The organism is Pseudomonas sp. GNP014 (genome assembly GCF_054344005.1).
The window spans coordinates 279,591-305,516 of record NZ_JBTGUS010000001.1 but is presented as its reverse complement, the minus strand read 5'-3'; the positions used below and the strand labels follow the sequence as shown (position 1 = coordinate 305,516).

22 protein-coding genes are annotated in these 25,926 nt (G+C 59.9%); 11 read left to right on the top strand and 11 right to left on the bottom strand.

What is annotated here, in order from left to right; genetic code table 11:
* Entirely contained in the window at positions 1–1,008 is a 1,008-nt protein-coding gene (gene cydB / locus ACXX9E_RS01450) for a cytochrome d ubiquinol oxidase subunit II (RefSeq protein WP_123463959.1), read from the top strand.
* A gap of 71 nt (positions 1,009–1,079) precedes the next feature.
* Positions 1,080–1,247, top strand: a complete 168-nt coding sequence (locus tag ACXX9E_RS01445; RefSeq protein ID WP_123464152.1) for a DUF2474 domain-containing protein — start codon at positions 1,080–1,082, stop codon at positions 1,245–1,247.
* A 71-nt stretch (positions 1,248–1,318) separates the two neighbouring features.
* On the opposite strand, the gene ACXX9E_RS01440 is transcribed toward ACXX9E_RS01445, so the two are convergent.
* Entirely contained in the window at positions 1,319–2,443 is a 1,125-nt protein-coding gene (locus ACXX9E_RS01440) for a methyltransferase (protein ID WP_458554944.1), read from the bottom strand.
* Positions 2,444–2,617: 174 nt separating this feature from the next.
* Complete coding sequence (locus tag ACXX9E_RS01435; RefSeq protein WP_123463963.1) at positions 2,618–3,331, bottom strand: autoinducer binding domain-containing protein; 714 nt, start codon at positions 3,329–3,331, stop codon at positions 2,618–2,620.
* Positions 3,332–3,654: 323 nt separating this feature from the next.
* Here ACXX9E_RS01435 and ACXX9E_RS01430 point away from each other — a divergent pair, with 323 nt between their 5' ends.
* Positions 3,655–4,431, top strand: coding sequence for a ferredoxin--NADP reductase (locus ACXX9E_RS01430; RefSeq protein ID WP_458554943.1), 777 nt, complete (start codon positions 3,655–3,657; stop codon positions 4,429–4,431).
* A gap of 42 nt (positions 4,432–4,473) precedes the next feature.
* Here the strand turns inward: ACXX9E_RS01430 and mscL are convergent, their stop codons facing one another.
* Positions 4,474–4,887, bottom strand: coding sequence for a large-conductance mechanosensitive channel protein MscL (mscL, locus tag ACXX9E_RS01425; RefSeq protein ID WP_128614452.1), 414 nt, complete (start codon positions 4,885–4,887; stop codon positions 4,474–4,476).
* Between the two features lie 285 nt (positions 4,888–5,172).
* Here mscL and katB point away from each other — a divergent pair, with 285 nt between their 5' ends.
* The 3 genes from katB to radA are packed head-to-tail and all read left to right on the top strand — an operon-like array spanning position 5,173 to position 8,725.
* Positions 5,173–6,714, top strand: coding sequence for a catalase KatB (gene katB, locus ACXX9E_RS01420; RefSeq protein ID WP_458554942.1), 1,542 nt, complete (start codon positions 5,173–5,175; stop codon positions 6,712–6,714).
* A 60-nt stretch (positions 6,715–6,774) separates the two neighbouring features.
* Positions 6,775–7,311 (top strand): ankyrin repeat domain-containing protein, encoded by a 537-nt coding sequence (locus tag ACXX9E_RS01415; RefSeq protein ID WP_123463971.1) that lies wholly within the window; start codon positions 6,775–6,777, stop codon positions 7,309–7,311.
* Positions 7,312–7,357: 46 nt separating this feature from the next.
* Positions 7,358–8,725, top strand: a complete 1,368-nt coding sequence (gene radA, locus ACXX9E_RS01410; protein WP_007909773.1) for a DNA repair protein RadA — start codon at positions 7,358–7,360, stop codon at positions 8,723–8,725.
* A 65-nt stretch (positions 8,726–8,790) separates the two neighbouring features.
* On the opposite strand, the gene ACXX9E_RS01405 is transcribed toward radA, so the two are convergent.
* A complete protein-coding gene (locus ACXX9E_RS01405) occupies positions 8,791–9,159 on the bottom strand; it encodes a PilZ domain-containing protein (RefSeq protein WP_128614450.1) in 369 nt (122 codons plus the stop codon).
* 159 nt (positions 9,160–9,318) lie between these two features.
* Between ACXX9E_RS01405 and ACXX9E_RS01400 the strand changes: the two genes are divergently transcribed.
* The 3 genes from ACXX9E_RS01400 (at position 9,319) to yjiA (ending at position 12,729) form a co-directional block, all read left to right on the top strand.
* Entirely contained in the window at positions 9,319–11,385 is a 2,067-nt protein-coding gene (locus tag ACXX9E_RS01400; protein ID WP_186748039.1) for a carbon starvation CstA family protein, read from the top strand.
* 15 nt (positions 11,386–11,400) lie between these two features.
* Complete coding sequence (locus tag ACXX9E_RS01395) at positions 11,401–11,598, top strand: YbdD/YjiX family protein (RefSeq protein WP_003228401.1); 198 nt, start codon at positions 11,401–11,403, stop codon at positions 11,596–11,598.
* Positions 11,599–11,757: 159 nt separating this feature from the next.
* Positions 11,758–12,729, top strand: a complete 972-nt coding sequence (gene yjiA / locus ACXX9E_RS01390; RefSeq protein WP_128614448.1) for a GTPase — start codon at positions 11,758–11,760, stop codon at positions 12,727–12,729.
* Between the two features lie 116 nt (positions 12,730–12,845).
* Here yjiA and ACXX9E_RS01385 read toward each other — a convergent pair whose 3' ends face one another.
* The 5 genes from ACXX9E_RS01385 to morA form a co-directional block, all read right to left on the bottom strand.
* Positions 12,846–13,556 (bottom strand): GntR family transcriptional regulator, encoded by a 711-nt coding sequence (locus ACXX9E_RS01385; RefSeq protein WP_447807559.1) that lies wholly within the window; start codon positions 13,554–13,556, stop codon positions 12,846–12,848.
* A gap of 19 nt (positions 13,557–13,575) precedes the next feature.
* A complete protein-coding gene (locus ACXX9E_RS01380; RefSeq protein ID WP_123463980.1) occupies positions 13,576–14,280 on the bottom strand; it encodes a FadR/GntR family transcriptional regulator in 705 nt (234 codons plus the stop codon).
* 83 nt (positions 14,281–14,363) lie between these two features.
* Positions 14,364–15,677, bottom strand: coding sequence for a C4-dicarboxylate transporter DctA (locus ACXX9E_RS01375; RefSeq protein ID WP_123463982.1), 1,314 nt, complete (start codon positions 15,675–15,677; stop codon positions 14,364–14,366).
* A gap of 278 nt (positions 15,678–15,955) precedes the next feature.
* The gene (glyA, locus tag ACXX9E_RS01370; protein WP_123463984.1) at positions 15,956–17,209 is read right to left on the bottom strand and encodes a serine hydroxymethyltransferase; all 1,254 of its coding nucleotides are present in this window, start codon (positions 17,207–17,209) and stop codon (positions 15,956–15,958) included.
* Positions 17,210–17,504: 295 nt separating this feature from the next.
* On the bottom strand, positions 17,505–21,353 hold the full coding sequence (morA, locus tag ACXX9E_RS01365) for a cyclic di-GMP receptor MorA (protein ID WP_322375499.1): 3,849 nt from the start codon (positions 21,351–21,353) through the stop codon (positions 17,505–17,507).
* A gap of 295 nt (positions 21,354–21,648) precedes the next feature.
* On the opposite strand from morA, the gene ettA reads away from it, so the two are divergent.
* Complete coding sequence (gene ettA, locus ACXX9E_RS01360) at positions 21,649–23,313, top strand: energy-dependent translational throttle protein EttA (RefSeq protein ID WP_186748043.1); 1,665 nt, start codon at positions 21,649–21,651, stop codon at positions 23,311–23,313.
* Between the two features lie 347 nt (positions 23,314–23,660).
* Complete coding sequence (gdhA, locus tag ACXX9E_RS01355) at positions 23,661–24,998, top strand: NADP-specific glutamate dehydrogenase (protein WP_123463990.1); 1,338 nt, start codon at positions 23,661–23,663, stop codon at positions 24,996–24,998.
* Here gdhA and ACXX9E_RS01350 read toward each other — a convergent pair.
* Together ACXX9E_RS01350 and ACXX9E_RS01345 are read right to left on the bottom strand one after the other, a co-directional pair.
* Positions 24,995–25,489, bottom strand: a complete 495-nt coding sequence (locus ACXX9E_RS01350) for a GreA/GreB family elongation factor (RefSeq protein ID WP_128616064.1) — start codon at positions 25,487–25,489, stop codon at positions 24,995–24,997. The genes gdhA and ACXX9E_RS01350 overlap by 4 nt on opposite strands.
* A 70-nt stretch (positions 25,490–25,559) precedes the next feature.
* Positions 25,560–25,916: a hypothetical protein gene (locus tag ACXX9E_RS01345; protein ID WP_123463994.1), complete on the bottom strand. Its 357-nt coding sequence runs from the start codon at positions 25,914–25,916 to the stop codon at positions 25,560–25,562.
* Positions 25,917–25,926: the final 10 nt, after the last annotated feature.

The following is a 25,926-nucleotide window of genomic DNA, read 5'->3' as shown; positions in this document are numbered from 1 at the left end:
ATGGGTATTGATCTTCCGCTGATCTGGGCCGTGATCATCATCTTCGGCATCATGATGTACGTGGTCATGGACGGCTTCGACCTGGGGATCGGCATTCTCTTCCCGTTCATCCCGGGCAAGACTGATCGTGACGTGATGATGAACACTGTCGCCCCGGTCTGGGACGGTAACGAGACCTGGCTGGTGCTGGGCGGCGCGGCGCTGTTCGGCGCGTTCCCGCTGGCTTATTCGGTGGTGCTGTCGGCACTTTATCTGCCGCTGATCTTCATGCTGATCGGCCTGATTTTCCGCGGTGTGGCCTTCGAGTTCCGCTTCAAGGCCAAGGACGACAAACGGCATCTGTGGGACAAGGCCTTTATCGGCGGCTCGGTGGCGGCGACGTTCTTTCAGGGCGTGGCGCTGGGGGCGTTCATTGATGGCTTGCCGGTGGTCAATCGCCAGTTCGCCGGCGGCTCACTGGACTGGCTGACACCGTTCACGCTGTTCTGCGGCGCCGCGCTGGTGGTGGCGTACGCCTTGCTCGGCTGCACCTGGCTGATCATGAAAACCGAGGGCAAGTTGCAGGAACAGATGCACGATCTGGCGCGCCCGCTGGCCTTCGTGCTGCTGGCGGTGATCGGTGTCGTCAGCCTCTGGACGCCGCTGGCCCATCCGGAAATCGCCACGCGCTGGTTCAGCATGCCGAACCTGTTCTGGTTCATGCCGGTGCCGATTCTGGTGTTGGTGACGATGTACGGGCTGATCCGTGCCGTGGCGCGCAACGCCAACTACATGCCGTTCCTGCTGACCCTGGTGCTGATCTTCCTCGGCTACAGCGGACTGGGCATCAGCCTGTGGCCGAACATCGTGCCGCCGTCGATCTCGATCTGGGACGCCGCCGCACCGCCGCAAAGCCAGGGCTTCATGCTGGTAGGCACGCTGTTCATCATCCCGTTCATCCTGGGTTACACCTTCTGGAGCTACTACGTGTTCCGCGGCAAGGTCACCCATGAAGACGGCTATCACTAGCACCTGTGGGATCTGGCTTGCCCGCGATGGCGTCGTCACTGGCGCCATCGACCTGACTGAGGATCGCAACAATGACCGGCAAACATTCGCTGCACGACATTGAACAAGCCGAAAAAAAACCGCTGTGGCAGCGGCTCGGCTGGCTGGCCCTGATCTGGCTCGGCAGTGTGGGCGTGCTGTTTATCGCCGCCAGCCTGATGCGCATGTTCATGAACGCAGCAGGCCTGACGACGCACTGAAGCACTCCGTCCCGGCGCCTTCGGGTACGGATTTGAAACCCTCCATCTGGAGGGTTTTTTTTGCCTCGGGTTTATTTGCGTGCTTTGAGGATGACGAATTTCGGCGTAGCCGCGACTTGCTCGACGCCGCGGAACAGCCGCGCCAGTTTGCTGTGATAACCCAGGTGACGATTGCCGACGATGTACAGCGCTCCGCCGACCACCAGCGCCTCGCGGGCCTGCTGGAACATGCGCCAGGCGAGGAAATCGCCGACCACCTGCTGCTGATGGAACGGTGGATTGCACAGCACCACGTCCAGCGATTGCGCCGCTTGCCCGGCCAGGCCATCACCGGCCCGGACGATCACGTCGCGATCGCCGAGGGCCGCGTGCCAGTTTTCCGCGGCTGATTGCACTGCCATGAACGATTCATCGACCAGCGTGTAATGTGCCTCGGGGTTTTGCAGGGCGCTGGCAATTGCCAGCACACCGTTACCGCAGCCCAGGTCGGCGACTTGCGCGCTGCCGAGGTTCTTGGGCAGATGCGGAAGGAAGGCGCGGGTTCCGATGTCGAGACCTTCGCGGCAGAACACGTTGGCGTGGTTGAGCAATTCGATCGCCGGTTCCTCGAGGCGGTAGCGCGACGGGTAGGGCGAGCTCGCCGGGACTTTCGCTTCGGGCGTCGCGATCAGCAGGCGAGCCTTTTTCACTGCCAGTGAGGCTTGCACCGGACCGATGTAGCGTTCCAGCAGATCGCCAGCGGCGCGTGGCAAGTGCTTGACCATCGCCGCAGCAATAACCTGCGCACCCGGCGCCAGTTGTCCTTGCAGGCGGATCAATTGTTCTTCGAGCAGTGCCAGGGTTTTCGGTACGCGGATCAGCACGCGATCAAACGGCCCGACCAGCGGTTCACTCGCCGGGATGCCGCGAATGGCGTCGAACGCCTGGCCATTGCGCAGCAGATTCTTCTCCAGTCCCTGAAAGCCCAGAAACGAATCGCCGCTGCTGACCACATCGACGTTGCCCAGCAGGCTGACCGCCAGCGCACCGAAACTGTCGTTGAGCACCAGTACCCGGGTGTCGGCCGTCGGCTGCTGCGCAGCCAGATGATTGAGCAGGTATTCGTCGGCGGCATCGAAGGCTTGCAGCGGTTCGTTCTGCTGTTCGGGCTGGCGGATCAGGTCGAGTTGGGCGAAAGGCGTATCGAGCAAAGGCATGGGGCGGGGACTCAGGGTAATCGGGGGATGTCCCGCTGCCTGTACCGTGCGGCGGAACCGACCGAGTGAACTGCAGTGCGAACAGCTCGCCTTATCACTCGGAAAGGTCACAAATGGTACGTTTTTTTCTCTGGAAATACTCGCAGGTTTTAATTTTGGTGCAAGGCGTCGGGTCTAGATGATGCCGGCTCTGGCGGCCGCTATGACGGCAGAAATTTTGTTGCAGACATGGAGTTTCTCGATCACGTTTTGCACGTGATAGTTCACCGTGCGCTCGCTCAGGCTGAGGATTTTCGAAATCTCATAGGCCGTTTTGCCACCGGCGGATAATTGCAGAACCTCCAGTTCCCGTGGGGACAGGCGCGGTTGGCTAGGTTTGGCGGGCCGTGTGGGGAGTGTCCGAGCGAACAACTCACTCAGGTGGCTGGTGGCATAGAACATGTAGCCAAAATGCTCATACAGCTCGAGCGGGCTGATCGGGCAATGCTTTCGGGCCAGGCTGAGTATGCTGCACAAGCCACTCTCCTCGTGGTGAAACGCTTGAGACCAGCCATGTTGCAGGCCATATTGCTGCAGCGCACCCCACAACTCCGGGGTGTCTTTATATACCGCTTTATCCCAGACGATGGGCATCATTGAATGATTGCAGTGTGCTATTACCGGGTCGATTTTCTTGTATTCGTTCAATTCATATTGCAGGTTCCATTCTTGAGGGTAGTTGTTGATTTGCAAAGGATTAAGATGCATTTCCCGTTGGGGCGAAGTAACTGAAACTGCACAGAAGTTAAACCCGAGGTTTTCGGCGAATCTCAGCAAGATGGGATAGGCCGTATCTATTTCCTTTGCGAAAGTCAGTTGCTTTAACTGCGACTCCTTCCACGTTTCCATTACAAGTTCTCCATGATTGTAGCGGGGGTGCGAATGGATCCAAAAATCCGGCACGCTCCGGAGTGTAGGACGTTTCTTACGGCAGGTAATAAATTATTTTGGTCTTGAAAGTGAAAAAGTATTCATTAAGCGTTCTTAGCGACGGATGAGTTCTGATATTTAAATCGTCATCTTAAGGGTGTCGTTATCGCTCCGCTGCGAACCGTCCAAATAATTTTAATTATTTCTAATGTGGGTGCAGTGGCGAATACCATTAGCAATCATCGGTGTTTAGACCGGCGGTTTTGCGGGACACTGGCGGCAATCGTTCAATGGAGCGCCCCATGACCGCCACTGCAGAGAAATACACCACACAGACCCTGCTTGATGTACGGCCCTTGACCCCAAGCCTGTTCACCTTGCGCACCAGCCGCGATGCAGGCTTCCGCTTTCGGGCGGGGCAGTTCGCCAGGCTGGGGGTGAACAAGGCTGACGGCAGCATCGTCTGGCGTGCTTATTCGATGGTGTCGTCACCGTTCGACGAGTTTCTCGAGTTCTTTTCCATTGTGGTCCCGGGTGGCGAGTTCACCAGCGAACTGAGCCGCTTGCAGGTGGGGGACACGTTGCTGGTCGACCGTCAGGCATTCGGTTATCTGACCCTTGATCGTTTCAGCGACGGGCGGGATTTGTGGCTGTTGGCCACTGGCACAGGCGTGGCGCCGTTTCTGTCGATCCTGCAGGACTTCGAGGTCTGGGAGAAATTCGAGCGCATTATTCTGGTGTACAGCGTGCGCGAGGCACGGGAACTGGCCTACCAGCCATTGCTGGTCGAACTGGCGCAGCGCGATTACCTCAGCGAGTACGCGCACAAGTTGCAGTTCATCCCGACGGTGACCCGTGAAGCGCACCCCGGTGCGTTGAGCGGACGCATCACCACGCTGATCGACAACGGTGAGCTGGAGCGTGCAGCCGGCGTGGAAATCTCGCCCGAGCATTCGCGGGTGATGCTGTGCGGCAATCCGCAAATGATCGACGATACGCGCGCGCTGTTGAAAAAGCGCCACATGAGTCTTGCCCTGAGCCGCCGGCCGGGCCAGGTGGCGGTGGAAAACTACTGGTAAACAAACGGCGCCCGAAGGCGCCGTCTGTTTGTCGTGCAGGGTTCAGGGCCGGTTGTTCTGGGCCTTGAGCAGATCGCGGATCTCGCCGAGCAATTCCTCTTCCTTGGTCGGAACCGGTGGCAGCGTCGGGGCCACGGCCTCTTCGCGCTTGAGGCGATTGATGGCTTTGACGCCCATGAAAATCGCGAACGCGACGATCATGAAGTCGAGAATGCTCTGGATGAATTTGCCGTAGGCCATCACGACCGCAGGGGCGCTGCCCTCGGCGGCCTTGAGCGTTATGGCGAGATCGCTGAAGTCCACCCCGCCGATCAACAGGCCGATCGGCGGCATGATCACGTCACCGACAAACGACGAAACAATCTTGCCGAAGGCTGCACCGATGATGATACCGACGGCCATGTCGACCACATTGCCTTTGACCGCGAAGGCCTTGAACTCACTTAGCACGCCCATAGGTTATTTCCTTGTTACAGATGAGTTTGGTGTACGCAGTGTAAATCAGCAAAACGCGTCCTGCGCGAAACACCTTCTTACAATGCCCGTTTTTATCGACACATTAATCGACGAATAGTTTGCAAAGTGCCACTAATCGCGCGCGAAATACGCCGTAACTCGCTGATCGGGAAGCTAAATTTCTCAATCATCGAGTTACGAACTTTCTATTTATGTTTGCCGGTTTTGCCCTCTAGCCTCTGATTGGCGCACCTGGATGCGCCCAAAAAACCAGAGGAACCTGATATGAATCCCACGCTTGGCTTAGGGGCATTTCCCCATCGCCGTACTCTTGGCGTACTCACCGCCAGCCTGTTGACCTTCTCCGTACACGCCGCGCCCCTGACCCGGGACAACGGTGCGGCGGTGGGCGACAACCAGAACTCGCAAACCGCCGGAGCCAATGGCCCGGTGCTGCTGCAGGATGTGCAATTGATCCAGAAGCTGCAGCGGTTCGACCGCGAGCGAATCCCCGAGCGCGTGGTGCATGCCCGCGGTACCGGTGCCCATGGCACCTTCACGGTGACCAATGATCTGAGCGACCTGAGCAAGGCCAAGGTGTTCGCCGCCGGCCAGAGCACCCCGGTGTTCGTGCGTTTTTCCGCCGTGGTGCACGGCAACCACTCCCCCGAAACCCTGCGTGATCCGCGCGGTTTCGCCACCAAGTTCTATACCGCCGATGGTAACTGGGATCTGGTCGGCAACAATTTTCCGACGTTCTTCATTCGCGATGCGATCAAATTCCCGGATATGGTGCATGCGTTCAAGCCCGATCCGCGCACCAATCTGGATGACGACTCGCGTCGTTTCGACTTCTTCTCCCATGTGCCGGAAGCGACGCGCACCCTGACCGAGCTGTATTCAAATTCGGGAACGCCGGCCAGTTATCGCGAGATGGACGGTAACGGTGTACATGCCTACAAGTTGATCAATGGCAAAGGCGAAGTGCATTACGTCAAGTTCCACTGGAAGAGTTTGCAGGGGATCAATAACCTCACGCCGAAGGAAGTCAGCAAAGTTCAGGGTCAGGATTACAGTCATATGACCAACGATCTTGTAACTAACATTAATAAAGGTAACTTCCCTAAATGGGACTTGTACATTCAAGTGCTGAAACCACAAGATTTGTCCAAGTTTGATTTTGACCCGCTGGATGCAACCAAGATCTGGCCGGGTATTGCAGAACGAAAAGTTGGACAAATGGTGTTGAACCGTAATCCGGCTAATGTGTTTCAGGAAACTGAACAAGTAGCGATGGCGCCGGCCAATGTTGTGCCGGGAATCGAACCTTCGGAAGATCGCTTATTGCAAGGTCGCGTATTCTCTTATGCCGATACTCAGATGTATCGCCTGGGTGCCAATGCGCTGCAACTGCCGATCAACGCCCCTAAAGTTGCGGTCAATAACGGCAATCAGGATGGTGCGATGAACTTCGGCGCAACGCAGTCTGGCGTGAATTACCAGCCGAGCCGTCTGCAGCCGCGCGAAGAGCCGCGAGACGCCCGTTACAGCCAGTTGGCACTGTCGGGCAGCACCCAGCAGGCGAAGATCCAGCGCGAGCAGAACTTCAAGCAGGCCGGCGATCTGTACCGTTCCTTCAACAAGCAGGAGCGTCAGGACCTGATCGACAATTTCGGCGGCTCCCTGGCCACCACCGATGACGAGAGCAAGCACATCATTCTGTCCTTCCTTTATAAGGCCGATCCGGAATACGGCACCGGCGTGACCAAAGTGGCCAAGGGTGACCTGGGCCGGGTCAAGGCACTGGCGGCGAAACTGGTCGACTGATCCCGACGCCATGCAATGCGGGGCCTGATTCAGGCCCCGTTCTACCCAAGGAGAGCGTTTATGCGTCCTTATCTTTTACTGTTGCTCGGATGCCTGTCCTTCGCAGCGCAGGCCGAACAGAGCCCCGAGGCGATCAAGGCACAACTGCAGGACTACTATTTTGACGCCGCCCGCCGCGGTGACGTGCCGATGCTCGACACCTTCATCGAGTCCGGCTATTCCCTCGATACCCGCGACAGCAAGGGCTACACCGCGTTGATTCTGGCGGCGTATCACGGCCAGGGCGCGGCAGTAGACCGCTTGCTGGCGGCGGGCGCTGATGCCTGCGCGCAGGACCAGCGTGGCAACACGGCGCTGATGGGCGCAATTTTCAAGGGCGAGATCCAGATCGCCCGGCGATTGATGGCCACCGATTGCAATGCCGACCAGCGCAATGGCGCCGGACAGACTGCGGCGATGTACGCCGGGCTGTTCAAGCGCGTCGAATTGCTCGACGCGCTCAAGGCCAAAGGGGCCGACCTCAATGCCGAAGACCCGCTGGGCAACAGCGCCGCGCGTCTGGCCAGTGGCGAGATCCGTACTGCCGCGCCGCGCTGAGCTGCGGCGTCTGCGTTATCATCGCGGTTTTGCTCCGGGGGTTCAGATGGCCAAGGCCAAGCGCATGTACGGCTGCACCGAATGCGGCGCAACATTTCCCAAATGGGCCGGGCAGTGCGGTGAATGCGGTGCCTGGAACACCCTGACCGAAACCATGATCGAAAGCGGCGGGGCGACAGCGCCGACCGGGCGCACCGGCTGGGCTGGACAACAGGCGCAGATCAAGACTCTGGCCGAAGTCAGCATCGAAGAGATTCCGCGTTTTTCCACCGCCTCCGGTGAACTGGATCGCGTGCTGGGTGGCGGTCTGGTCGACGGTTCCGTGGTGCTGATCGGTGGTGATCCCGGTATCGGCAAGTCGACGATTCTGTTGCAGACCCTGTGCAATCTAGCCAAGAGCATGCCGGCGCTGTACGTCACCGGCGAAGAGTCCCAGCAACAAGTGGCCATGCGTGCCCGCCGTCTCGGGTTGCCTCAGGATCAACTGCGGGTGATGACCGAAACCTGCATCGAAACCATCATCGCCACGGCCCGTCAGGAAAAACCCAAGGTGATGGTGATCGACTCGATCCAGACGATCTTCACCGAGCAATTGCAATCGGCGCCCGGCGGCGTTTCGCAAGTGCGTGAGAGTGCGGCGCTGCTGGTGCGCTACGCCAAGCAAAGCGGCACCGCGATTTTCCTCGTTGGCCACGTCACCAAGGAAGGCGCACTCGCCGGCCCCCGGGTGCTTGAGCACATGGTCGACACCGTGCTGTATTTCGAGGGTGAATCCGATGGCCGGTTGCGCTTGCTGCGCGCGGTGAAGAACCGTTTCGGTGCGGTCAATGAACTGGGCGTGTTCGGCATGACCGACAAGGGCCTTAAAGAGGTTTCCAACCCATCGGCGATTTTCCTCACCCGCGCCCAGGAAGAAGTCCCGGGCAGTGTGGTAATGGCGACGTGGGAAGGCACCCGGCCGATGCTGGTGGAAGTGCAGGCGCTGGTCGATGACAGCCATCTGGCCAACCCGCGTCGGGTGACGCTGGGGCTGGATCAGAACCGCCTGGCGATGTTGCTCGCGGTGCTGCACCGCCACGGCGGCATTCCGACCCACGATCAGGACGTGTTCCTCAACGTGGTCGGTGGGGTCAAGGTGCTGGAAACAGCGTCCGACCTGGCGTTGATGGCGGCGGTGATGTCGAGCCTGCGCAACCGGCCGCTGCCTCATGATCTGCTGGTGTTTGGCGAAGTGGGCCTGTCGGGCGAAGTGCGTCCGGTGCCGAGCGGGCAGGAGCGCTTGAAAGAAGCTGCCAAGCATGGCTTCAAACGGGCGATCGTGCCGAAGGGCAATGCGCCGAAGGAATCCCCGCCGGGTTTGCAGATCATCGCCGTGACCCGCCTCGAACAGGCCCTCGATGCGCTCTTCGAATAACTTGAACCCACCGCATAACCTGTAGGGGCTGGCCAGCCAGCGCCTACAGGGTTCAATTGTGGATTCTAGATTTCGATCAGGGCGCCCAGTTCGCGCTCCAGTTCGGCTTCGTCAGCCAGGTTCAGCTCGATCAGCCGCCGCAAGCGCTGGATCGATTCCAGGCCGATATGCCGGCAGACAAAACCCAACTGACCCTGATCTTCATGGGCCAGATGCACATCCATCTGGATATCGACGTCATCGCTCAGATGGATGTCGACGAAAAAATCCTGCTCCGCATTCCCCAGCCACGGCTCGGGCCGCTCGATCAGCAGCCCTTTGAGTGACAGGTCGATCAGCTTGACCGGCCAGATGAATTGGCCCTGACTCAGCTCGGTTCTGGCATCGAACGCAATACGTTTGAAGCGACGGCGATTGGCTGGGTGTTCGCTCATGACGCAATCCTCGGAAGAGTTCGCTGACTATAGACCCGACCAATGGGTGCCTGCCAATCAACCAAGCGTCTAGACCAATGTCGGGGTATGGCCTTTGGCGCCAGTAGCGCTAAACTCGGGGTGGCTGTCTTTCTTGTCCACCCTGGCTGGAATAATAAAATGAAAAATAATAATAGCCTGCTGCGCCACTTACCCTGGCTAGTGCTGGCAATCGTAGGAGCGTGCGCCCTGGGCGTAGTGGCATTACGCCGAGGAGAGGCGATCAACGCCTTGTGGATCGTGGTCGCTGCCGTGGCCATTTATCTGGTCGCGTACCGTTACTACAGTCTGTTCATCGCCAACAACGTGATGCAACTCGACCCGCGTCGGGCCACCCCCGCCGTGCTCAACAACGACGGTCTGGACTATGTGCCGACCAACAAACACATTCTTTTCGGTCACCACTTCGCAGCGATTGCTGGCGCAGGGCCTCTGGTCGGCCCAGTGCTGGCGGCGCAGATGGGGTATCTGCCCGGCACGCTGTGGCTGATTGCCGGGGTGGTGCTGGCGGGCGCCGTGCAGGACTTCATGGTCCTGTTCATGTCGACCCGGCGTAACGGCCGTTCCCTGGGTGACATGGTGCGTGAGGAAATGGGCCGTATCCCCGGCACCATTGCCCTGTTCGGCTGCTTCCTGATCATGATCATCATCCTCGCGGTGCTGGCGCTGATCGTGGTCAAGGCGCTGGCCGAGAGCCCGTGGGGCATCTTCACCGTGATGGCGACCATCCCGATCGCGATGTTCATGGGCATTTACATGCGCTACATCCGCCCGGGCCGCATCGGCGAGATCTCCGTGGTCGGCGTATTGCTGCTGCTCGGGTCGATCTGGCTCGGTGGGCAGATTGCCGCTGATCCGGTGTGGGCCAAGGCGTTCACCTTCACTGGCGTGCAGATTACCTGGATGCTGGTCGGTTACGGCTTTGTGGCTGCATCGCTACCGGTGTGGCTGATTCTGGCGCCGCGTGACTATCTGTCGACTTTCCTCAAGATCGGTACCATCGTCGCCTTGGCGATCGGCATTCTGGTGACCATGCCCGAGCTGAAAATGCCGGCACTGACCCAGTTCGTCGACGGCACCGGCCCGGTGTGGAAGGGCGGTCTGTTCCCGTTCCTGTTCATCACCATCGCTTGCGGTGCGGTGTCCGGTTTCCATGCACTGATTTCTTCGGGCACCACGCCGAAGCTTTTGGATAACGAAACCAACGCCCGTTACATCGGTTACGGCGGCATGCTGATGGAGTCGTTCGTGGCGATCATGGCCATGGTTGCCGCTTCGGTGATCGAGCCAGGCGTGTACTTCGCCATGAACAGCCCGGCCGCCGTGGTCGGCAGTGATGCCGCGTCAGTGGCGCAAATGGTCACGAGCTGGGGCTTCGCGATCACGCCGGAAGCGCTGCAAGCCGTGGCTCACGACATCGGCGAGACCACCATTCTGGCCCGTGCCGGTGGTGCGCCGACCCTGGCGGTCGGTATCGCGCAGATCCTGCACAGTGTCCTGCCGGGTGAGAACACCATGGCGTTCTGGTACCACTTCGCGATCCTGTTTGAAGCGCTGTTCATCCTGACTGCTGTGGACGCCGGCACCCGTGCCGGGCGCTTCATGCTGCAGGACCTGCTCGGCTCCTTTGTGCCGGCGCTCAGACGTACCGAATCGTGGACCGCCAACCTGATTGCCACCGCCGGTTGTGTGGCGATGTGGGGCTGGTTGCTGTATCAAGGCGTGATTGACCCATTGGGCGGCATCAACACCTTGTGGCCACTGTTCGGTATCTCCAACCAGATGCTGGCCGGTATCGCGCTGATGCTCGGCACCGTGGTCCTGATCAAAATGAAGCGCCAGCGCTACATTTGGGTCACTCTGCTGCCAGCCACCTGGCTGCTGATCTGCACCACCACGGCGGGCTTCATCAAGTTGTTCGACGCCAACCCGGCGATCGGCTTCCTGTCGCTGGCCAAGAAATACAGCGATGCGCTGGCCAATGGTCAGGTGCTGGCACCGGCGAAGAGCGTTGAGCAGATGCAGCACGTGATCTTCAACGCTTACACCAACGCAACGCTTACCGCGCTGTTCCTGTTCGTGGTCTTCAGCATCCTGTTCTACGCGCTCAAAGTCGGCATCGCCGCCTGGGGCAAAAAAGAGCGTACGGATAAAGAATCGCCATTTCAGGCCCTGCCGGATGCGTAACCAGAGGATTGCACCATGTTCAATGACCTGAGTCGCCTCGGTAAATACCTCGGTCAGGCCGCGCGCCTGATGGTCGGCATGCCCGACTACGACACCTACGTCGAGCATATGCAAACCAAACACCCGGACAAACCGGTGATGAGCTACGAGATGTTCTTTCGCGAACGTCAGGAAGCGCGTTACGGTGGCAAGGGTGGGCCGAAGTGCTGTTGAGCTGACAGCGCAAGGTTGAGGTAATCCCTGTGGGAGCGAGCCTGCTCGCGAATACGGAGTGTCAGTTGATGAATAATTTGACTGGCACACCGCTTTCGCGAGCAAGCTCGCTCCCACATTTGTTTTTGTGTTGTTCATTCATTTGAAGGAGATCGAGTTTTGTCCTCTCCCATTCCGGTCACGGTACTCAGCGGTTTTCTCGGCGCCGGCAAGACCACCTTGCTGCGGCACCTGCTCAAAGCCGAGCACGGCCTGAAAATCGCCGTGATCGAAAACGAATTCAGCGACGCCGGCATCGACACTCAGTTGCTGGGTGATGAGCCGGTGCAAGTCATGACCCTGGCCAACGGCTGCGTCTGCTGCACCATTCACACTGACCTGACCAAGGCCCTGTACCTGCTGCTCGAACGCCTGGACAGCGGCGAAATCGCCTTCGACCGTCTGGTGATCGAGTGCACTGGCCTGGCCGACCCGGCCCCGGTGGCGCAAACCTTCTTCATTGAGGAAGAACTGCGCGAGCGCTACCTGCTTGACGGCATCATCACCCTGGTGGATGCCGCCCACGCCGATCTGCACCTGACCCAGACCATCGCCCAGGCACAGATCGGTTTCGCCGACCGCTTGCTGGTGAGCAAGACCGATCTGGTGGACGAGGCGACGTTCACCGCGCTGAGCGAACGCCTGACGCGAATCAACCGTCGTGCGCCGATCCGCGTGGTCGAGCATGGCAACATCAATCTGGCTGAACTGCTGGATGTGCGTGGTTTCAACCTCAATGCTGATCTTGGTGGCGGGGTGAGTCTGCGTCCGGTCAGCAAGGCGCCCTCCATCGACCGTATCTCCAGCCTGGTGCTGCGCACTGAGCAACCGCTGGATATCGATCAGCTCAGCGAGTTCATGAATGAGCTGCTGGAAGACCACGGCAAGCAATTGCTGCGCTACAAAGGCGTGCTGAACATCGCTGGTGAGGATCGGCGCCTGGTGTTTCAGGGCGTGCTGAAACTCTATGGTTTCGACTGGGATACCGAATGGGCCGAGGGTGAGGCGCGGGAAAGCGTAATTGTGTTTATTGCCGATGATTTGCCGGAAGAGAAGATTCGGGCGGGGTTTGCCAAAGTGGCTTCTGCCTGATGGATCTTGGTTGTCAGTGATGGCCTCTTCGCGAGCAAGCTCGCTCCCACAGGAGACCGTATTCTGTCCAGAGAAATGCGGTCAACTGTGGGAGCGAGCTTGCTCGCGAAGGCGATCTAACCGACAGCACAATGCTCAAGGTCTGAACCGAGCAGTGCCTGTTCAAGATGATCCAGATGTCGATTCATCAGCATCCCGGCCGTGGAAGCATCGCCTCGCTCCACCGCCTCGATCAACGCCAGATGCTCCTGCCACGCGCAACAGCTGAGCGTCTGGCACTCACTTCGCGCAATCGCCAGTGACGTCAGCGGCACCAGGCTGCCGAGAAAATGCGCCAGCGGGGCATTCCCCGCCATTTGCGCCAACTGCAGATGAAACTCTCCGGATAAGCGAATCGCCGCCCCCCGCCGATCCTGTTCGACGGCCAGGCGCTCGCGCTCGATCAGTGTGCGCACGCGCTTCAAAGCGTCTGCCTGCGGGCGCTGACAGGCCAGATACACCAGCGTGCTTTCGGTCAGGCGCCGCGCCTGCAGAGCTTGCCGTGTCTGCTCCGGATCCGGTTCCGCCACCCGTGGCCGGTGATTGGCCCGCAGCACAATGATGTGCTCATGTGACAGTTGGGTCAGTACCCGGCGCACGTCTGCACGGCTGGCGCCGAACATGTCTTTCAGGCTGTCTTCGGTAAAACGGCTGGCCGAATGGATGCGCCGCTCGAGAATCGCATCGAACAGTCGCGGATACAGATCCGCCGCCGGTGCGCGCGGGCGGGAGAAGGGCAGGGGCGTCGGGGGCTGGCGAGTGGGCGACGCTGCGGCAAAACTGTTCATGGCCTGTCTCCAGTTGGGGTCAGCGACTCAAGTGGTCATCCGGAATATTCAGTTCGATACCCATCCGCTGGCCCTCACGCAGAATGTGCCGACGCATTTCGGCGCTGGCCTGGGCGCTGTTCTTGCTGCGGATGGCGCGTACCACCGCCTCGTTTTCTTCCAGGCGTTCGGCCAAGTGTTCGGGCGAATTGCGCAACACTTCGGCGCTTTGCTTGAGGGCGTTGCTGGTCTGTTGCACCACGCTCTGGAAGATCGGGTTGGAGGTCAGGGTGAACAACTCTTCGTGAAAGGCGATGTAGGCGCTGACTCCAGCTTCGCTGTCGCCCGCTTCCAGCGCTTCGCGCATGTCCATCAAGGTCAGGCGCAGTTGCCCGACTTCCTTGCTGCTGATCGACTGCGCCACCAGACCGACGATGAACGGTTCCAGGGTGTAGCGCAGTTGCAGCACGTCTTCGAGGCTGGCGCCGGCGACTGCGCTGTCGTGATTCTGGCTGTCGCTCATTTGCGCATCGAGCACGACCACGCCTTTGCCCGGCATCGAGCGTACAAGGCCGAGGGTTTCCAGGACGATGACCGCTTCGCGCAGGCTTGGGCGGCTGATGCCCAGTTGCTCGGCCAGTTCGCGCTGGCCCGGCAGCATCTCGCCGGAGCGCCACTGGCCACGGGCGAGGGCGCTGCGCAGTTTTTCTACGACTGAGTTGACGACGGTTGATGTGGTAATCACTTGTCTTGCTCCATGTGCCCGTCAGGAGCCGGCAAACGAAGATCAAAAGATCGCAGCCTGCGGCAGCTCCTGCAGGAGTTAAATCAGAACTCTTGCTGGTGCGCCGGAGTTGCTGTTTTACGCGGTTGAAAGGTGTAGCCCTGCTGACCGCTGAGTACTTTGTTTGCGCGTTGCACGTCGATGTCCTTTTCCCAACGGGCGATGGCCACGGTGGCGACACAGTTGCCGATCAGGTTGGTCAGTGCGCGGCCGATGCCCATGAACCAGTCCACGGCCAGGACCAGCACCAGACCGACCACCGGGATTGCCGGAATCGCCGTCAGCGTGGCCGCCAGAATCACCAGTGCCGAGCCGGGAATGCCGTGGGCGCCTTTGGAGGTGATCAGCGACACCAGCAGAATGGTCAGCAAGTCGGTCATGGCCAGTGGTGTGCCGGTGGCGTTGGCGATAAACACAATCGCCAGGGTCAGGTAGATCGAAAAACCGTCGAGGTTGAACGAGTAGCCAGTGGGGATCACCAGGCCGACCGTCGAGCTGCCAATGCCGAGATGTTCAAGTTTGCGCATGATTTGTGGCAGCACGGCGTCGGAGGAGGCGGTGCCCATGACAATCAGCAATTCTTCGCGCAGGTATTTGAGCAACGGCCACAGACGCAGGCCGGACGCACGCATCACCAGACCCAGAATCACGCTGACGAACGCCATGCAGGTCAGGTAGAACAGGCCGACCAGGCTGCCCAGGTGTTGCAGCGAATCGAGACCGTATTTGCTGGTGGTGAAAGCAATGGCGCCGAACACCCCGATTGGCGCCAGACGCACGATCATGCCCATGATCCGGAAAATCACATGGCTCAGTTCGTTGATCAGTCGCGAGATCCCGGATGCTGCTTCACCGACCAGATTCAATGCACTGCCGAACAACACCGAGAACAGCAGCACTTGCAGGATGTTGTTGTCGGCGAAGGCGCCGAGCACCGAGGTCGGAATCAAATCCATCAGGAACTGGGTGGTGGTGTGTATGTGTTGACCGCGTTCGGCGATGTCGCCCATGTCGGCGGCAGACAATTGTTCAAGATGGATATTCGCGCCGCTGCCAATGCCGGTGCTGAAGGCGAATACCAGGCCGATCACCAACGCGAGGGTGGTCAGCACTTCGAAGTAGATCACCGATTTGAGGCCGATGCGCCCGACCTTTTTCAGATCACCCGCGCCGCTGATGCCGCTGACCACCACGCAGAACACGATCAGGCCGATGAGCATCTTGATCAGTTTGATGAAGCCGTCGCCGAGCGGTTTGAGCTGAGCAGAGTATTCGGGAAGGGTCAGCCCGCAGACGATGCCGAGCACCAGTCCGAGAACCACTTGGAGGAAGATTGAACGCGAGCACCATCTGAGCATGGGAGGAATCCTGGTCGGTGTCCTGGCTGCCGTGCGCGGAGCGCATCAGATTCAGGACTTAATTATTGTGGTCTTACCGGTATGTCCAGTGCAGGCGCAGTCTAGGATTGGTTTTGGCGGGATCGCAAGTGAAAAATGACGAATTGGCATGACCGGTCTGACCAGTCAGGGGCAATGCCGCGTTCTTGAGCCACTCACGGGTTTGAAAATTTTTTGCAGGCGAAAAAAAACCGGCCATCACTGGCCGGTTTTTTCATGCTGCGGGTTTAACGTCGCAATTAAGCGCCGTACACCGGCAGTTTCTTGCAGATGGCTTTGACTTTCTCACGCACGGCGTCGATCACCGCTTCGTTGTTCAGGTCAGCCAGGATGTCGCAGATCCAGCCAGCCAGCTCTTTGCACTCTGCTTCCTTGAAGCCGCGAGTGGTCACAGCCGGGGTACCGAAACGCAGGCCGGAAGTGACGAATGGCGAGCGTGGATCGTTAGGCACGGAGTTCTTGTTCACGGTGATGAACGCTTTGCCCAGAGCGGCGTCGGCGTCTTTACCGGAGATGTCCTGCTTGATCAGCGACAGCAGGAACAGGTGGTTCTTGGTACCGCCGGAGACTACGTCGAAACCGCGCGCGATGAACACTTCTGCCATGGCCTGGGCGTTCTTCACCACTTGTTCCTGGTAAGCCTTGAACTCAGGCTGCAGCGCCTCCTTGAAGCAGATCGCTTTAGCGGCGATCACGTGCTCCAGCGGGCCACCCTGGGCGCCCGGGAATACTGCGGAGTTCAGCTTTTTCTCGATCTCGGCGTTGGCGCGCGCCAGGATCAGGCCGCCACGTGGACCGCGCAGGGTCTTGTGGGTGGTGGTGGTCACGACGTCAGCGAAAGGCACCGGGTTCGGGTAGACACCAGCGGCGACCAGACCGGCTACGTGAGCCATGTCGACGAACAGGTAGGCACCGACTTTGTCAGCGATTGCACGGAAGCGCGGGAAGTCGAGGATCTGCGAGTAGGCAGAGAAACCGGCTACGATCATTTTCGGCTTGTGCTCAACGGCCAGACGCTCGACTTCGTCGTAGTCGATCAGGCCGTTGGCGTCGATGCCGTACTGCACCGCGTTGTACAGCTTGCCGGAGGACGACACGCTGGCGCCGTGGGTCAGGTGACCACCATGGGCCAAGCTCATGCCCAGGATGGTGTCGCCACCTTGCAGCAGGGCCAGGTAGACCGCGGCGTTGGCTTGCGAACCGGCGTGCGGCTGAACGTTGGCGTAATCGGCGCCGAACAGCTCTTTTGCACGATCAATTGCAAGCTGCTCAACAACGTCGACGTACTCGCAACCACCGTAGTAGCGCTTGCCCGGGTAGCCTTCGGCGTACTTGTTGGTCAGTACCGAGCCTTGAGCTTCCATCACCGCAGGGCTGGTGTAGTTTTCCGAAGCGATCAGCTCAATGTGCTCTTCCTGGCGCTGAGCTTCTTGCTCCATGGCGGCAAAGAGATCGGCGTCGTACTTGGCAATAGTCAAATCACGGCTGAACATGGCGGTCCTCAAGGATCGGGGGCAGAAAAGGGGGGCATTCTAACTCAATGGGTTTTGGATGGCATATGAAACGACATCATGTCGCAGACAAGTGGCATTCATGACAGATGTGCGGTGCATCTGCCGGCCCCATCGCTGGCAAGCCAGCTCCCACAATGTCTGTGTTTCAATCGGAGAATATTGATCCACGGCAAGTCCTCGTGGAACCGGAGTGGCCGCAGGATTTCGTGATCGCCATCCATCCCTGTGGGAGCAGGCTTACCCGCGATGAGGTCAGCAGCAACACCCGAAGGTTTCAGTCGAACATGAAGAGGGCGTCGTTACTGAACTGCGCCTCAAACCGGCTCGCCGGCATCGGCCGGCCAAACAGATAGCCCTGCACCTCATCGCAACCGTGCTCGCGCAGGAAGTCCAGTTGCTCATGGGTTTCCACGCCCTCGGCGATCACCGCCAGGTTCAGGCTGTGGGCCATGGCGATGATCGCCCGGGCAATCTGCGCGTCCTGTTCACCGGACGGCAAGCCATCGACGAAGGTACGGTCGATCTTCAGCACGTCGATCGGGAATTGCTTGAGGTAATTCAACGATGAATAACCGGTGCCGAAGTCGTCGACCGCAATGCTCAGGCCGAGGTTTTTCAGGCCGGCGAGAATCTGCATCGCCTCGCTGACTTCGCGCATCAGGATACTTTCGGTCAGTTCCAGCTCCAGGCACGCCGGCGGCAGGCCGGTTTCGCGCAGGATCGTGGCGATCCGCGTGCCGAGCTGGCCATCGGAGAACTGTCGCGCGGAAATGTTCACCGAGACCTTTGGCACCCGCACCCGGCTCTGGTGCCAGGTCTTGAGCTGACGGCAGGCCTCGCTGATCACCCAGTCGCCCACGTCTACCACCAGACCGAGCTCTTCCAGCACCGGAATGAAATCCCCCGGCGGCACCAGTCCGCGACGCGGATGACGCCAGCGCAGCAGTGCTTCGGCGCCGGTCAGGCGTTTGCCGTCGCCGCTGAATTGCGGTTGGTAATACAGGACGAATTCGTTCTGTTCGAGGGCGTGGCGCAGGTCGCTTTCCAGCTCCAGACGTTCCAGCGCACTGGCGTTCATGTCGGCCTGGTAGAACTGGAAATTGTTCTTGCCGCGTTCCTTGGCGTGGTACATCGCGGTGTCGGCGTTCTTCATCAACTGGCTGAGTTCGTTGCCGTCCTGCGGACTCAGGGCGATACCGATACTCGCGGTGACAAAGAATTCGCGACCTTCGAGCACAAACGGCCGCACCAGGCTGGCGAGGATCTGCTCGGCGACATGAATCGCCCGGTTCAAGGCCATTTCGCGGCTGGAGCGATGTTGCAGCAGCAAGGTGAATTCGTCGCCGCCCATGCGCGCCACGGTGTCGTCATCGTCGACGCAGGCCAGCAGGCGCGTGGCCATGTCTTTCAACATGCGGTCGCCGGCGGCGTGGCCGAGGGAGTCGTTGATCGGCTTGAAGCGGTCGAGGTCGAGGAACATCAGCACCACCCACGACTTCTGCCGTTCGGCCGATTGCAGTGCGGTGTGCAGGCGATCCTGGAACAGCGTGCGGTTTGGCAGATGAGTCAGGGCGTCGTAGTAGGCGAGGCGGTGAATCCGCTGTTCGCTGGCCTTGCGCTCGCTGATGTCGCTGAAGAAGCACACGTAACTGGCGAGGTCGCCTTCATCGTCGAGTACCGCAGTGATGCCGACCCACGCCGGGTAATGCTCGCCGTTACGGCGCTTGAGCCAGACTTCGCCTTCCCAGGTGCTGTGCTGGTGCAATTGCTTGAGCACGTAGCGCAGGTGCGCGTCCTGTTGCTCGTCGACGGTGAGCATGTTCGGTAACTGATCGAGCACCTCCGACACGGCGTAACCGCTGACCCGGCTGAAGGCTTCGTTGGCCTGCACGATGTAGCCGGCGGGGTCGGTGATCAGGATCGCCGACGTCGAGTGTTCAAATACCGTAGCGGCCATGCGCAGGTCTTTTTCGGCGCGGCGTTGCTGGCTGATGTCGCGGCCGACGCCGAGCACGCCTTCGAACGCGCCGTGTTCGTCCCACACCAACACCAGGCGCAGTTCGATCGGAATCTTGCGGCCGTCTGCGCGCAGGCAATCGAACAGGAACATCTGGGTCTGCACCTGGTTGCGCAGCACGGCCAGTTGTTCAGGCTTGTCGAGCGCTTTGCTGACCCGGTCCATCAGGGAGTAAATGCCGCTCAGCTGTTGCGGGTTGGCGATGGTCGATTGCCAGCCGTTCTGGAAAATCCACTCGGCGTCGTAGCCCAGCACTGCCTGCACCGACGGGCTGACGTAGTTCAGCGACAGCTTGCTGTCGGTGGAGAAAATCACGTCGCTGATGCTTTCGGCGAGCATGCGGTAGCGCTGTTCGCTGTCGCGCAGGGATTCGCTGGCCTCGATCTGTTCGGTGATGTCCTTGGCCACGCCGATGATCCGCGTGACCTGATCGTGTTTGTCCCGGGCCAGCGCCTGCTCGCGAATATCGAAACGCCGCCACTTGCCGTCACGATGACGGAAACGCAACTGGCATTGCAGCAACTGGCTGTAGCCGGCGTGCCGCTGCATCTGCCGCGAACGGTGGTAGTAATCGGCGTCTTCCGGGTGCAGGAGGATTTCCCAGAAGTACTCGCCCATCTGATGCAGTTCGGTGCGGTTGTAACCGAGGGTCTGGCCGAGGTGGTGGTTGCTGAAAATCATCCGCTGGCTGATCACGTCCTGCACGTACAGATGATCCGGCACGGTGCGCACCACGTCCGACCAGAAACCTTCGCGCTCCAGCAACGACAGCTCGATCAGCTTGCGGCTGGTGATGTCGTTGATGCTGAGGATCACCGCTTTGTAGTCGTGCTGTTCCTGCGGCAGGCGCAATACCATCCACAGGTGCTGGTCGCGGCCGTTGCTGTTCGGCAGTTTGACTTCCAGTTCCAGCTGCTTTTGCTGCTGCAGGACGGCGTCGAGCACCTGATTGCCGATCGCGCAGTGGTAGTGCGGGTGGCCGTCAATCAACAGCTGCCAGGCGTGTTCGCAGGAATTGACGTTGAGCAGTTGCAGCGCCACCTGGTTGACCTCGGTGACGCGCAATTCCTGCAGCAGTTGCTGGCGTTGCACCGGTTGGTCGAGCCAGGCCTTGAGCTGATCGCTGGTCTGAATCTGCGCCCTGTCGAAGAATTGCTTGAGCCCGGACAGGTCCAGCACACACAGCGCGACGCCGGTGCCTTCGAAAATATCCTGATAACGCCGACGCCCTTCATGCACCTGACGCTGGCGACGGCGCATGTTCAGCAGCGCGATCACCGGCAACATCGAGAAGGCCAGGCCCAACAGGCATTTGCCGATGAACGCCGGGAGCAGTTCTTCGAGTACGCGCTGCCGATCGAACAGACCACGCAACTGCCAGTCGCTGCTGCTCAGCGGCACGGTCAGCACGGTGTTGGCCAGATCGTCCGGTGTCAGGACACCGGGTTTGGCTGCGGGCAGGGCTTCGTCGCGGCTGATGATCTGATGGTTGACGCGGTTTTCCACCAGCCACAGGGGCCGTGCTCCGGCTTCGTTCTGTTTGGTCAGCGAATCGAAAAATGTCGGCGTCAGACGCAGGGCCCAATAGCCGCGGGAGCTGCCACTGGCCTGATGCAGTAACAGGTGCACCACCGACCCGTCATCGGCGTTGCTGAAATAATGGGCTTGCGAATGACTGCGGCGCACCAGTTCGGTGAGGTAGTCGGCGTCAGCACTGTTGGCGGTGCTGTCGCTGATGATTCTGCCGGAAGGGCTGAGCAGCGCGATGCTGCGCAGGTCCGGCAGCGAACGCTGCAGCTTGCGCAGCAGGGCCTGCTGTTCGTCGGCCGATTGCGGTTGTTCGACGATCGGTAGCAGGTTGAGGGCGATTTGCGCGTTCAGCGCCATGTTCAGGCTGACCTGCGAAGCGAGATCGGCGGTGTAGTCGATGGTGTACTGGCGCTGGTTTTTCTGGGTTTCACGCAGTTGATCGAGCAGTTGCCAGAACAGCAAGGCCAGCAATAAAAGCACCAGCGTCGCCAGCGCGCCCTTCAATGTTCCGCGCAGGGGCGAGCCGGGCGCCGGTTGGAGGCTGCTCACAGAGGCTGGCGGAGTGACGTTGGACAAGCTGTAATCCTGCGATTTGGCTGGACTGGCGCGACGTGCACTATAAGCCGGACGCCCAAAGGGCGGCTAGCATGCCTTGAGTTGTGGCGAAGTGCCAGCCCCGCTCGGCTGGACTGCCACCGGTCATTAAGGTAGCTTTGCCGGTTACGCGGGAGCGTTCCAGCTCCTAGAATCAGACTTTTTTCAGCGCGCACGCATTGATGGCCATCAAGTGGTCTAGTGAACGACGCGCATCGGTCTGGCCGGGCATCGCCTGCGCTCCAATCATTCATCTGTCACTGACCCAAGGTTCTCCATGGCTCAATACGTCTTCACCATGCATCGGCTGGGCAAAGTTGTTCCGCCGAAGCGGGAAATCCTGAAAAACATTTCGCTGTCGTTCTTCCCCGGCGCCAAGATCGGCGTACTCGGCCTCAACGGTTCGGGTAAATCCACGCTGCTGAAAATCATGGCTGGCGTCGACACCGAGTTCGAGGGCGAAGCCCGTCCGATGCCGGACCTGAACATCGGTTATCTGCCGCAAGAGCCACAACTGGATCCGGCCAAGACCGTGCGTGAAGTGGTCGAGGAAGCAGTCAGCGTGATCAAGGATGCGCAAGCGCGTCTGGACGAGGTGTACGCCGCTTACGCCGATCCGGATGCCGACTTCGACAAGCTGGCTGCCGAACAGGCCAAGCTCGAAGCGATCCTGCAGGCCAGCGATGGTCACAACCTCGAGCGTCAACTGGAAGTTGCTGCCGATGCGTTGCGCCTGCCGGCCTGGGACGCGAAAGTCGAACACCTGTCCGGTGGTGAAAAGCGCCGTGTGGCCCTGTGCCGTCTGCTGCTGTCCGCCCCGGACATGCTGCTGCTCGACGAACCGACCAACCACCTGGATGCCGACTCCGTAGCCTGGCTGGAGCACTTCCTGCACGACTTCCCGGGTACCGTGGTTGCGATCACGCACGACCGTTACTTCCTGGACAACGTCGCTGGCTGGATTCTGGAACTCGACCGCGGCGCGGGCATTCCTTACGAGGGTAACTACTCGGGTTGGCTGGAAGCCAAATCCGATCGTCTGGCGGCCGAATCCAAGCAGCAGTCGGCTCACGAAAAAGCCATGAAGGAAGAACTGGAGTGGGTGCGCAAAGGCGCCAAGGCCCGCCAGTCGAAATCCAAGGCACGTCTGCAACGCTTCGAAGAAATGCAGTCACAGGAATTCCAGAAGCGTTCGGAAACCAACGAGATCTACATCCCGGCCGGTCCGCGCCTGGGCGACAAGGTCATCGAATTCAAGAACGTCACCAAGGGCTATGGCGATCGCGTGCTGATCGACAACCTGTCGTTCTCCATGCCGAAAGGCGCCATCGTCGGCGTGATCGGTGGTAACGGTGCCGGTAAGTCGACCCTGTTCCGCATGCTGATGGGCAAGGAAACGCCGGATTCGGGCACCATCGAAGTCGGCGAAACCGTGCAACTGGCCTGCGTCGACCAGAGCCGCGAAGACCTCGACGGCAGCAAGACCGTGTTCCAGCAGATCTCCGACGGTTCCGACCAGATCCGCATCGGCAACTACGAGATCCCGTCGCGTACTTATGTCGGTCGCTTCAACTTCAAGGGTGGCGACCAGCAGAAGTTCGTCAAGGACCTGTCCGGTGGTGAGCGCGGTCGCCTGCACCTGGCGCTGACCCTGAAGGAGGGCGGCAACGTCCTGCTGCTCGACGAACCGTCCAACGACCTCGACGTTGAAACCCTGCGTTCCCTGGAAGAAGCCCTGCTGGACTTCCCGGGCGCCGCCATTGTGATCTCTCACGATCGCTGGTTCCTGGACCGCGTCGCGACCCACATCCTGGCGTACGAAGACGACTCGCAAGCGGTGTTCTTCGAAGGCAACTACACCGAGTACGAAGCCGACCGCAAAAAGCGCCTCGGCGAAGCGGCTGCCCAGCCACACCGGGTACGCCACAAAAAACTGGCCTGATTCGGGTTGGTTGCATAAAGAGCGGAGCCTTCGGGCTCCGTTTTTTTGCCCGGGTTTTGTCAGCGGGACCGAGTCGCGACCCCTTCGCGAGCAAGCTCGCTCCCACAGGGGAACGCATTTCAAATGTGGGAGCGAGCTTGCTCGCGAAGGCGGTATAACTGTTGGTGCATCACTCAAGTTTAGAATCACCATACAGGTGCAAAAAGCCCAAAAAACCGCCTGATTTATATCCTGTGCACCATTTAATTTCATAACTGCGACATTTTGCGCTGTTCCTGTGCGCAAATCGTTTGCTACAGTCCGGCTCAATCGCTTCCAACGACAATAAATTTGCCGAGACTTTTCCCATGATCGAATCCGTCGAATCCTTCCTCGCCCGGCTGAAAAAACGCGACCCGGATCAACCCGAATTCCACCAGGCCGTCGAAGAAGTCTTGCGCAGTCTGTGGCCGTTTCTCGAAGCCAATCCGCGTTACCTGACCTCGGGCATTCTGGAGCGCATCTGCGAGCCGGAGCGCGCAGTGGTGTTCCGTGTGTCGTGGGTCGACGATCAGGGCAAGGTCCAGGTCAATCGCGGTTTCCGCATCCAGATGAACAGCGCCATCGGCCCGTACAAGGGCGGCTTGCGCTTCCATCCTTCGGTGAATATGGGCGTGCTGAAGTTTCTCGCCTTCGAACAGACCTTCAAGAACTCCCTGACCTCGCTGCCCATGGGCGGCGGCAAGGGTGGTTCGGACTTCGATCCGAAGGGCAAGAGCGATGCCGAAGTCATGCGTTTCTGCCAGGCGTTCATGAGCGAGTTGTACCGCCACATCGGCGCCGACGTCGACGTGCCGGCCGGCGATATCGGCGTCGGTGCGCGGGAGATCGGTTTCCTGTTCGGCCAGTACAAACGCCTGAGCAACCAGTTCACCAGCGTGTTGACCGGCAAGGGCATGACCTACGGCGGCAGCCTGATTCGTCCGGAAGCCACCGGTTTCGGTTGTGTGTATTTCGCTGAAGAAATGCTCAAGCGCCGCGGGCAGGCCGTCGAAGGCAAACGCGTGGCGATCTCCGGTTCGGGCAACGTCGCCCAGTACGCGGCGCGCAAGGTCATGGACCTCGGCGGCAAAGTGATTTCCTTGTCCGACTCCGAAGGCACGTTGTACTGCGAGTCCGGCCTGAGCGAAGAGCAATGGCTGGCATTGCTGGAGTTGAAGAACGTGAAGCGCGGACGCATCAGCGAGCTGGCGACCGCGTTTGGCCTGGAATTCCGCGCCGGGCAGCTGCCGTGGTCGCTGGCCTGCGACATCGCGCTGCCTTGCGCTACCCAGAACGAACTCGACGCCGAGGCTGCGCGAACCCTGCTGCGCAACGGCTGCGTGTGCGTGGCCGAAGGCGCCAACATGCCGACGACGCTTGCGGCTGTGGATATCTTCATCGAGGCCGGCATTCTGTTTGCGCCGGGCAAGGCGTCCAACGCCGGCGGGGTTGCGGTGAGCGGTCTGGAGATGTCGCAGAACGCCATGCGCCTGCTGTGGACGGCGGGTGAGGTGGACAGCAAGCTGCACGCGATCATGCAGTCGATCCACCACGCCTGTGTGCATTACGGTGAAGAGAACGGCCAGGTCAACTACGTCAAAGGCGCGAACATCGCCGGTTTCGTCAAAGTCGCCGATGCGATGCTCGCCCAAGGCGTGGTTTAACCCGCTTCGATGCGGATCACTTCGATCATCTGATCGCCAGCGGGGCGCTGCCACAGCACTTCGTCATTAAGCCGGGCACCGAGCAATGCCCGGCCCAACGGCGAGGCCCAGTTGATCAGGCCCTGACTGGCGTCGGCCTGATCTTCGCCGACCAGTTGCACTCGGCGTTCGGTGTTGTGTTCGTCGGCATAAGTCACCCAGCTGCCGATCTGCACCTTGTCGGTGGACGTCGCAGGGGCGGCGACCTGCGCACTGCTCAGGCGCTGATTGAAATAGCGCAGATCCCGTTCCAGATCGGCCAGGCGCTGCTTGTCGGCCTGCTCGCCTTTGGCTGATTGTTCGGCGTGCAGGGTCTGCAAATCGGCGACTTTGGCCTGCAACTGTGCCAGGCCTTGTGGTGTGACGTAATTGGGCTGCGCACTGACCTGCCGTTCGACGGGCTGATCGGCTTGCGCGGCGGCGTTGTCTTCGTTGACGAAAGCGCGGCTCATGGTGTCCTCCTGTGATAGGAATTGGTCCATGGTCGCCGGCATTTGGTTTCACTGGATGTCTGGAAACGACCTATTGCGAGCGATAGGCTCGTCCGGCGTCCTGATCTTTCTGCTGCTGCCAGGCGCGCTCGCGTTCGTCCCAGTGCTCGTTGCGATATTCTTCGCGATCCTTGTTCTCCAGCATCGCCTGACACTGGCGAAAGCCGTCGGTCCAGCCTTCGGCGTATTGCTTGTCCTTGAGATAGCGCGGCACGTTCTTGCGAAACTCGCCACTGATCGAGCCGGCGGCTTGCCGTCCGCTGACGCAACCATCGTCAAAACCATCGGCGAAGGCCGGTGGATAACCTCTGGCGATCAAATCTTCATGGGTGGTCTGGCAACCGCCCAGTAACAGCACAACACCCAGCAAACCCGCACACCGCCACATCGCACTCTCC